Genomic DNA, 6,231 nt, shown 5'->3' with positions numbered 1-6,231 from the left:
AATTATTCAAATAACAATTTGCTTACAATTATCTTTAATAATCTGAAAGGAGAAACAACATGGATGTAAATATTATTCAGGCTTTACTGGTATTCGTTGTTGCCTTCATTATGGGTATTGACCAGTTTAGTTTCTTGGAATCATTGTATCAGCCAATCGTATTGTGTCCAATTATCGGGGCAATCCTTGGTAACTTCCAGCTAGGTGTCGTAGTTGGTGGTGCTTATCAGCTGATTCAGATTGGTAGTATGCCAATCGGTGGAGCTCAGCCGCCTAACGCAATTCTGGGTGGTATCATGGCGACTGTATTCGCAGTTTCTATGAATATGGAGGCAACAGCAGAAGGTGTCGGAGCTGCTATGGGTCTTGCAATTCCATTCGCAGTATTCGGACAGTATGCTGTTACATTAACATTCACTATTATGTCAGGTATGATGACAAAAGCTGATGCTTGTGCTGAAAATGCTGATGTAAAGGGTATCCGTAACATCAACTTCATCGAAATGGGTATCTTGGGTTGCCTGTTCGGTGCACTGGCTGTAGCTGGTTTATACGGTGGTTCTCAGTTAGGTGTCACACTGAAAGATCTGTCCTTCCAGTTCTCTTGGGTAATGGCTGGATTAGACGCTGCCGGTGGTGCTATGAAGTTTGTCGGATTCGCTATCCTGATGAAGGTTATGATGTCCGGCGAAATGTGGGGATTCCTGCTTGCAGGTTTCGCTATGTCTGTTATCTGCAGCAACATCAAGGCAATCTCCGGAGCAACTCTGCTTCTGTGTGCTTTCGTTGGTATCGCAATCGCACTGTACGATTACCAGGTTAACATGAAAATCAAAAATAATGCAGGTTCAAATGTAGGAGGTGTTTCTGATGGCATATAATATTCCTGAAAGATATAGTGACTTAACTCCAGCACCTCAGCTGGACAAAAAGACATTAAACAAAATGGTATGGATGTCATGCTTCCTGCAGGCTTCTTTCAACTATGAGAGAATGCAGGCTTGTGGATGGCTTTGGGGTATGCTGCCAGGTCTTCAGAAGATTCATACAAACAAGGATGACCTGAAGGCTTCCATGGCACACAACCTGGACTTCCTGAACACTCACCCATTCCTGGTAACCTTCGTTATGGGTATTGTATTATCACTGGAACAGAACAAAACGGAAACACAGACAATCCGTTCCGTACGTATTTCCGCTGCCGGACCACTGGGTGGTATCGGTGATGCACTGTTCTGGTTGACATTAGTTCCAATTACTGCAGGTCTTACTGCAAACATCGCAATGGAAGGTAACATCCTGGGTGCTGTATTGTTCCTGGTTATCTTCAATGCTGTACAGTTTGTAGTTCGTTGGTGGTTAATGCACTGGTCTTATAACCTTGGTACAAAGGCTGTCACAATGCTGACTAGCAATGCTAAGGAATTCACTCGTGCTGCATCTATCTTAGGTATCTTCGTTGTTGGTGGTCTGATTGCTAACTACGGTGCTACTTCTCTGCGTATTACTGTTGGTTCTCCTACAATCAACATTCAGAGTCTGATTGATGGAATTCTGCCTAAGCTGATTCCATTACTGATTACTCTTGGTATCTATACGCTGATCAAAAAAGGCTGGACACCTGTTAAATGTATCCTTCTGATCCTGGTTACAGGTATCGTTGGTTGTGCATTCGGTATCTGGTCTGGTGATTCCAAAGCTATGGATAACGATGGTAACACAATCGCTGGTGGATACAACCCATTGGTTGAATGGTACACTTACGATGGCGGTGAAAAAGAACCATCTGCTATCGAGCAGAAACATGCAACTCAGGAAATCGTTAAGCAGCTGCAGGATCTGGGTATTAAGATTGATGGTACAGCTAAAGCTATCGGTGACTTAGGTTACGGTGGTTCTGGTTACGAACAGAAATAATAGTACTTCGCTATTATAGATAAATAGTAAAAAGCTCTCTCTACTTTAACGTACAGTTCATACGTGGAAAAGGTTTCTTCGGAAACCTTTTTTCTAAATGCTGAACGCTGTACGTAATGTATCTGTATTCCATTGCAGAATCAGATGTATATTCTTGTACCGTTTTCAATGAAGGAATGAGGTATTTTATGAACCCTATTTTATTAGCTATTATCGTAATTGGCGGTGTACTTATCCTCGCCTACCAGATTTTAAAAAACAAACTGCTAAATAGTTTGAACAAAGCTCTGGCAGCGAATGATAAGACTGCAATAAGCAGTATTACCAGTAAGTCTTTGAATCAGCGAATTCTGACTCCTTATGTGTGTGATTTATATATGCTGCGTGTTCTTTTCAAAGCCGGGCAGTTTGAGGAGCTAAAGGAGTATCTGGACCTCGTGCTGGATAAACCATATTCTCTGGAGAAAAGAAAAGATATTCTGGATATTTATTATTATCAGTTTTTATTTAAAGAGGATGCGGAGTACGCTGAAAAACTGTTGGAGCGAATCAAAGAAACCAATGATGCAGCATATATCGCATACAACACCAATGCATATAAGGTCATGATTTTGAAACAAACTGACTTACTTGAGGATATGATTCAGGGAATTGATGATAAAAAATATCATGGACTTGCCTTGGGAATCACTTTATATCTGGCAGCATTGCAGTATTATTACTTGAATGATCTGAAGAATGCACGTATTTTCTTCTACAATAGTCTGAGCTGTTTCCATGCGAAGTCGATCTATGCCGCGCATGCAAAAGCATGGGTGGATAAACTGACAGAGGATATGGATGAATCGGATTTGGATTATTGATATTTTCTCATAGAATTCTCAGTAATAAAATATGAAAAGAAAGCGAAAATCGTAAGATGCGATACCTGGTTTTTGCTTTTTTTGTGAAAAAAGGGAAGGAAGACTTTATTATTTAAAAGCTCTCCCGCGATCTCGGGTAATGGAGGAAGCTGTAAAAAAGAAGAAACAAAGCTCCAAAATCTTTACAGGAGGGATGTATTTCTTCTTTTTCAATTTCCCATACATTTATTTCTTAATGTGAGTAAGAATCTGTTTCAAATATTGTCTTATTAGCACTCTATTTACAGGTTTTTTTACTATTTTGTATTTACAGATTTTTTATTAGGAAGCGCTGAATTTTATCTTATATGAATATACTGAGAGGTTTATCATTTGGCAAGTAATATAAGCAAATGCTGTATCAACCTCTGCTTTTATATTTTATGATTTAGAATGAAATAATGATTATGCATGAACTAACAGCTTATATGATTAAGTAAAATTCTTTCACCTCTCTAGGATTAAGTATGCGTTGCATAACCATAAGTATATAGCTTTCATCATACTTTGGTTTACCTAAATACGGTAGAATGGAAGCATTGGATGCTCTTCAATACCTATTACAGCAAAACGCGTATATCCAAAATTATCAGCATATTTTATGAATTCAAAAAGTATACCGGGTATAGCAAAAAAAGCAGATGAAGTGTTGTTACACCTGCTGAGATAAAACTGATCAAGAATCGTGACAAAAAGCTTACATAAAAAACGAACCCTTCCATGCTTTTAATAATTCAGAGAATCTGCTCCCAGCTCATCTGTCAACTGATCCACATAGCTTTTAGCCTTTGCATAATAAAACGATTTTTCACTAAAGCAGCTGAGACTATTATAAAAATATGTTCTTGCATTCTCTTTATCGTCAAGAAGTAAATACTGCATTCCAATCATAAACACGGCAATACCAAGACCTAGCCCTGAATATTTTTTATTTTCTATACCGGCAATCATATCGTCCAGTAAATCAGTTTTTTCTTCAATCATTACTTCATATGCTTCAGTATTGTATTCTATGTATTTCAAATCGTTTGTTTCCTGAATTTTTTTCAATAGCTTTGCTGACCACTTCTGATCCTTTTTGAAAATAAAATGATAATAATATATATCAAGAATCTCCTTACGCTGTTCAAGCGTATAAGGCTTATCAAGCACTACCATGAGATATTCTTTAAATCCATCACCGTCATCTTCATTTAAAAGAGCCCGTAATAAATACAAATCACAGACATATGCACCCATCAATTTCTGATAAAGCTTCTTTTCCGAAAGCTGCCTTACCTGTTGATAATCCTGCTTCTGCATAGCCCTGCTGATATTGCTAAGAACATGGCTTTTCATAAACTGATAGAAGAGAAAACACATAATGAAACCAGCTGCTAGAATTACTGCTAATATATTCATAGGACTACCTCGCTTTTCATATTTAGAAAAAGACCATAGAACCGAAGCACTATGATCTTTTTCCTTCGATACACATTCATGTATCTTAAAGTAGGATGAGAGAGTTTTTTGCTAATCGTTTAACTATTCAGGCATTGTTACGTTGACACCAGCTTTGTTCAGCTGATCAACAACGCTCTGAATTGCATCGTATGCCTGCTGTCCAGTCTTTTCAGCAGGTGCAGGTGCTGGGTATTCATACCATTTAACAGCAGCATTATAGCCACCAGGAATTGTATTACCATCAGCGTCCATTGCTTTAGAGTCACCGGCAAAGATACCGAATGCACAACCAACGATACCTGTAACCAGGATCAGAAGGATACATTTAACAGGTGTCCAGCCCTTTTTAATCAATGTGTAAATACCAAGAGTAATCAGTAATGGAAGCAGCTTAGGCAGAATTCCATCTAAAAGTCCCTGAATATTGATTGCAGGATCTCCAACGTAAATACGCAGTGAAGTTGTACCGTAAGCGGCAATCAATCCACCAACAACGAAGATACCTAGGATAGATGCAGCACGAGTGAATTCCTTAGCATTGCTCGTCAGCATTGTGACAGCCTTTGTACCAAGGTTATAAGACCAGTGCATTAACCACCAACGAATTACAAACTGTACAGCATTGAAGATAACCAGGAACAATACAGCACCCAGAATGTTACCTTCCATTGCGATGTTTGCAGTAAGACCAGCAGTAATTGGAACTAATGTCAACCAGAACAGTGCATCACCGATACCACCCAGAGGTCCGGCAGCAGAAATACGTACGGAACGGATGGTAGCTGTTTCAGCTTTGTTCTGTTCCAGTGATAATACAATACCCATAACGAAGGTTACCAGGAATGGGTGAGTGTTCAGGAAGTCCAGGTTGTGTGCCATGGAAGCCTTCAGGTCATCCTTGTTTGTATGAATCTTCTGAAGACCTGGCAGCATACCCCAAAGCCATCCACAAGCCTGCATTCTCTCATAGTTGAAAGAAGCCTGCAGGAAGCATGACATCCATACCATTTTATTCAGTGTTTTATTATCCAGTTTAGGAGCTGGAGTTAAATCACTATATCTTTCAGGAATATTATATGCCATCAGAAACACCTCCTACATTAGAGCCGGCATTTGCTTTGATCTTTGTATTGATCTGGTAATCGTACAGTGCGATTGCGATACCAACGAAAGCACACAGAAGCAGAGTTGCTCCGGAAACTGCAGGCAGGTTGTTGCAAATAACAGCCATAGCGAAACCTGATAACAGGAATCCCCACATTTCGCCGGACATCATAACCTTCATCAGGATAGCGAATCCGACAAACTTCATAGCACCACCGGCAGCGTCTAATCCAGCCATTACCCAAGAGAACTGGAAGGACAGGTCTTTCAGTGTTGTACCTAACTGAGAACCACCGTATAAACCAGCTACAGCCAGTGCACCGAACAGGCAGCCCAAGATACCCATTTCGATGAAGTTGATGTTACGGATACCCTTTACATCTGCGTTAGCAGCGTAGTCATCAGCCTTTGCCATCAGACCGGATACAATAGTAAATGTTAATGTTACAGCATATTGTCCGAATACTGCGAATGGAATCGCAAGACCCATAGCAGCTCCGACACCGTCTGCTGTTGCTTCCATACCAAGGGAAACTGCGAATACAGTTGCCATGATACCACCCAGAATTGCGTTAGGCGGCTGAGCTCCACCGATTGGCATACTACCAATCTGAATCAGCTGATAAGCACCACCAACTACAATACCAAGCTGGAAGTTACCAAGAATCGCTCCTATTACAGGACAGGTAACGATTGGCTGATATAATGATTCTAAGAAACTGAACTGGTCAATTCCCATGATAAATGCCCATACGAACACCAGTAAAGCTTGAATGATATTTACATCCATGTTGTTTCTCCTTTCAAATCAATGATTTAAGATAAGATTTTTTTAATTTTTTGATAAATTATTATTTGAATAATT

Annotated in this window: 6 protein-coding genes; 3 read left to right on the top strand and 3 right to left on the bottom strand. The window is 39.7% G+C overall.

Features of this window, described 5'->3' with window-relative positions; genetic code table 11:
- Positions 1-59 precede the first annotated feature (59 nt).
- From NE665_RS23040 to NE665_RS23030, 3 genes are all read left to right on the top strand, one after another.
- The gene (locus tag NE665_RS23040; protein ID WP_233104963.1) at positions 60-881 is read left to right on the top strand and encodes a PTS sugar transporter subunit IIC; all 822 of its coding nucleotides are present in this window, start codon (positions 60-62) and stop codon (positions 879-881) included.
- A complete protein-coding gene (locus NE665_RS23035; RefSeq protein ID WP_117442215.1) occupies positions 871-1,917 on the top strand; it encodes a PTS system mannose/fructose/sorbose family transporter subunit IID in 1,047 nt (348 codons plus the stop codon). The genes NE665_RS23040 and NE665_RS23035 overlap by 11 nt, the downstream gene beginning before the upstream one ends.
- 188 nt (positions 1,918-2,105) lie before the next feature.
- Positions 2,106-2,780, top strand: a complete 675-nt coding sequence (locus tag NE665_RS23030; protein WP_117442214.1) for a hypothetical protein — start codon at positions 2,106-2,108, stop codon at positions 2,778-2,780.
- Between the two features lie 765 nt (positions 2,781-3,545).
- On the opposite strand, the gene NE665_RS23025 is transcribed toward NE665_RS23030, so the two are convergent.
- The 3 genes from NE665_RS23025 to NE665_RS23015 form a co-directional block, all read right to left on the bottom strand.
- Entirely contained in the window at positions 3,546-4,058 is a 513-nt protein-coding gene (locus NE665_RS23025; RefSeq protein WP_238134627.1) for a hypothetical protein, read from the bottom strand.
- Between the two features lie 285 nt (positions 4,059-4,343).
- Positions 4,344-5,345, bottom strand: coding sequence for a PTS system mannose/fructose/sorbose family transporter subunit IID (locus NE665_RS23020; protein WP_117442212.1), 1,002 nt, complete (start codon positions 5,343-5,345; stop codon positions 4,344-4,346).
- Complete coding sequence (locus tag NE665_RS23015) at positions 5,335-6,156, bottom strand: PTS sugar transporter subunit IIC (protein WP_117442211.1); 822 nt, start codon at positions 6,154-6,156, stop codon at positions 5,335-5,337. The genes NE665_RS23020 and NE665_RS23015 overlap by 11 nt, the downstream gene beginning before the upstream one ends.
- Positions 6,157-6,231: the final 75 nt, after the last annotated feature.

It is taken from the genome of Clostridium sp. DFI.1.208 (genome assembly GCF_024463855.1).
In the GTDB taxonomy this organism is placed as follows: Bacteria; Bacillota_I; Bacilli_A; order Erysipelotrichales; family Erysipelotrichaceae; genus Clostridium_AQ.
The sequence above is the reverse complement of the archived record's forward strand: the minus strand, read 5'-3'. Positions and strand labels throughout refer to the sequence as shown.